Annotated in this window: 3 protein-coding genes and 1 pseudogene; all 4 read right to left on the reverse strand. The window is 72.6% G+C overall.

Translation table 11 applies throughout. The annotated features are described in order from the left end of the window. The coding region (locus tag KBX53_RS28885) for a helix-turn-helix domain-containing protein (RefSeq protein ID WP_210862753.1) at positions 1-260 on the reverse strand (260 nt) is incomplete at its 3' end. A 308-nt stretch (positions 261-568) separates the two neighbouring features. Next, entirely contained in the window at positions 569-1,780 is a 1,212-nt protein-coding gene (locus tag KBX53_RS37215) for a glycosyltransferase family 4 protein (protein ID WP_210862755.1), read from the reverse strand. A 5-nt stretch (positions 1,781-1,785) separates the two neighbouring features. Beyond that, positions 1,786-2,421: a GPP34 family phosphoprotein gene (locus KBX53_RS28895; RefSeq protein ID WP_210862757.1), complete on the reverse strand. Its 636-nt coding sequence runs from the start codon at positions 2,419-2,421 to the stop codon at positions 1,786-1,788. Positions 2,422-2,477: 56 nt separating this feature from the next. Next, positions 2,478-2,679: pseudogene (locus tag KBX53_RS28900) on the reverse strand (ABC transporter permease); the annotation flags it as partial.

The following is a 2,679-nucleotide window of genomic DNA, read 5'->3' on the forward strand; positions in this document are numbered from 1 at the left end:
GCGGACGGTCGCGGCCCGGGCGTCGGCGCGGGCGCGGGGTCCAGGGCGGCGACGTCGACCAGGGCCGCCATCGGTACGCCGAGGACACCGACCAGGTGGGCGACGACCTCCAGCGTCGGCACCCGGGTGCCGGACTCGAGCAGCGAGATGTAGGACTGGTTGACCGCACCCACGGCAAGGTCCCGTTGGGACATTCCGCGTTCGGTGCGGAGGCGTCGCAGCCGTCGCCCGAAGTCGGGCTGAGCAATCTGCGTGGCCATGCGACTACCTCGTGTGCCTTTCCGTAATCCAATACGACGCGGTCCGACGCTGGACCAGGGAGCAGAATACGCCGAGCACGCCGACGCATCGCCTCCGCCGAATGGCCCGCGCTGAATTCTGCCGGGACCATACCGGGGTACGGGAGCGGGGCGGTGAACGCCCCCGCGAGCAACCCCGGGGGAAGGTGCTCGCGGGGGCCGGGACCCGTCACGGCCCGGAGGTGATGACTCCGGTATATGACTGACCCCGGCTACCTGCCCGACGGGGTCCGACTGGACACCTCCGGGCGGGTCGCGCCTGCTCCCCTCTATCCCACCGAAACCGACGCAGTCCGACAAGTCGCTATTGAAGATTTCGAATCGACACCGGGCGACGACGCCTGGCGTGGTCCGGCACCGGCAGGTGAGCGGTTCAGCAACCGGTCCAGCACCCCCCGGGCCACCCGGGCGTCGAACCGGGCCGACAGCCCCGCTCCGGCCGTCGCGACGAGGCGTCCGGCCAGCTCGTCGTCGCGGAGCAACCGGACCAACTCGCCGGCCAGCTCCGCGGCGGTCTCCCCGCCCAGGACGTCGACGCCAGCCACCAGCCCCATGCCCTCGAAGGCGATCGGTGTGCCCACCACCGGTACGCCGTACTCGATCGCCTCACCCACCTTGCCCTTCACGCCGGCGCCGTAGCGCAGCGGCGCGACCGCCACCCGTGCCTGCCGGTACATGGGTGCCAGATCGGGCACCCAGCCGTGCACGGTGACCCGGTCACCGGCCATGGCCCTGACCGCCGGCGGCGCCGCGTCACCGACCAGATCCACCGTCACCTCCGGCATCTCGGCCCAGACCAGCGGCATGATCTCGGTACACAGCCAGCGGGCCGCGTCGACGTTCGGCTCGTGCAGATAGTTGCCGACGAAGAGCACCCTCGGCGTCGACGCCCGCTGCGCAGTGGTCCGCGCCGGTCGGTGGATGTTCGACAGCACCTCGACCCACGCGTCGGGCACCAACTCCCGCAGCAGGTGACGCTCCTCGTCGGAGACCACCAGCGTCACGTCGCATTCCCGGGTCAGCAGCAATTCCACCGCCCGCATGCTGTCGGCTCGGGCCCGCAGCGCGTACCGGTCCGGGCTGCCCTGCGCGGCGGCCAGCGCCGCCTGCCGGTCGAGTCGACGAAAGTGCACATCGACCGTGTCGTACGCGACGAGGCAGCCCGGCGCGGCGTCGCGCACCCGCGCCAGCATCTGCACCGCCGGCTCGGGCCGGCAGAGCAGCGCCAGGCCGATCCGGTGCCCCTGGTCGGCGAGGAACCGGACCTGCTGCCTCCGGTCGGTGATGACACCGACGCCGGCCGCCCGCAACCGGTCCGCGTACTGCCGCTCGGCCGTCCCGTTCTGCGGAAGGAACACGACCTGACGCCCCAGGGCGAGCAGCTCGTCGATGACGCGTTGCAGGCGCAACGAACCGGAGTCGCGGTCGGGTGTCGGCAGCTGGTGGTCGACGACGAGGACCAGGTCGGCGGCGGGTGACACGGCGGTCAGCTCGCGGCGAACAGGATCAGGAGCTGTGCCGTGTCCAGCCCGTGGAAGGCGTCCCGCAGCGGGCCGGACGCCCAGGCGGTCCGGGCGATCTCGGCGGCCCGCTGCCGGGTCGCCTCGTCCCGGGCACCGGGGACCGCGCCGATGCCGTGCAGGATCGTGATCAGCACGGCGGTCTCCTCGTCGGGCCGCGCGCCGTTGAGGGCCGCGTCGATCCCGGCCCGGATCTCCCGCTCCCGCGAACCGTCAGCGGTCGGGAAGCTGCGGGTCTTCACCAGGCCGAGCACGCGATTCTCCTCGATCCGGATCGCGCCGTCGGCGGTGAGCAGCTCCAGCAGCGGCTTCCAGCAGTCGTGCCCGAGGTTCTCGGCGGCCCAGCCGACCTTGGTCGGCTTCTCCCCCAGCTTCGCCAGCGCGGTGTCCAGGGCGGGGTCGCCGGTCGGGGTGCCGTCGGAGACCACCACCCGGGCCTCCCGGGCGTCGTCCGACGCGGGGATCGAGATGCGACCGGCCCGCACCAGGTCGAGCAGCACGGCACTGCCGACCGCCCGGTACCGGCGGCCGAGGTCGACGGTGCTGCGCCCGCTCTCGTCGTCGAGCAGCAGCAGGACAAGGTCTTCGGCCAGTCGGGACATGAGCACTCTCCTCGGTGGGATCGGATGAACATCGAACAGCTACGGGTGGATCAGGGTCAGGCGGCGCGGCGGCTCAGGGCGCGGTCGCGGCGGGCGGCCATCGTGGAACCGGACTCGCGGCGGGCCATCAGGCGCAGCACCACCGGCGCGGCCAGCATGCCCAGCACCGCCCAGCCGCCGAGCACCGCCACCGTCTCCCAGTGCCGCCACGACTCGCCGATCTCGGCGGCGAGGGCGCTCTCCGGCAGCAGCGCGGAC

This window comes from Micromonospora sp. M51, from assembly GCF_018070305.1.
GTDB classification, from domain to species: domain Bacteria; phylum Actinomycetota; class Actinomycetes; order Mycobacteriales; family Micromonosporaceae; genus Micromonospora; species Micromonospora parva.

What these genes read in the sequence shown, in the direction of transcription:
- KBX53_RS28895 (WP_210862757.1), bottom strand. Translation starts at nt 2,421, where the DNA reads ATGTCCCGACTGGCCGAAGACCTTGTCCTGCTGCTGCTCGACGACGAG.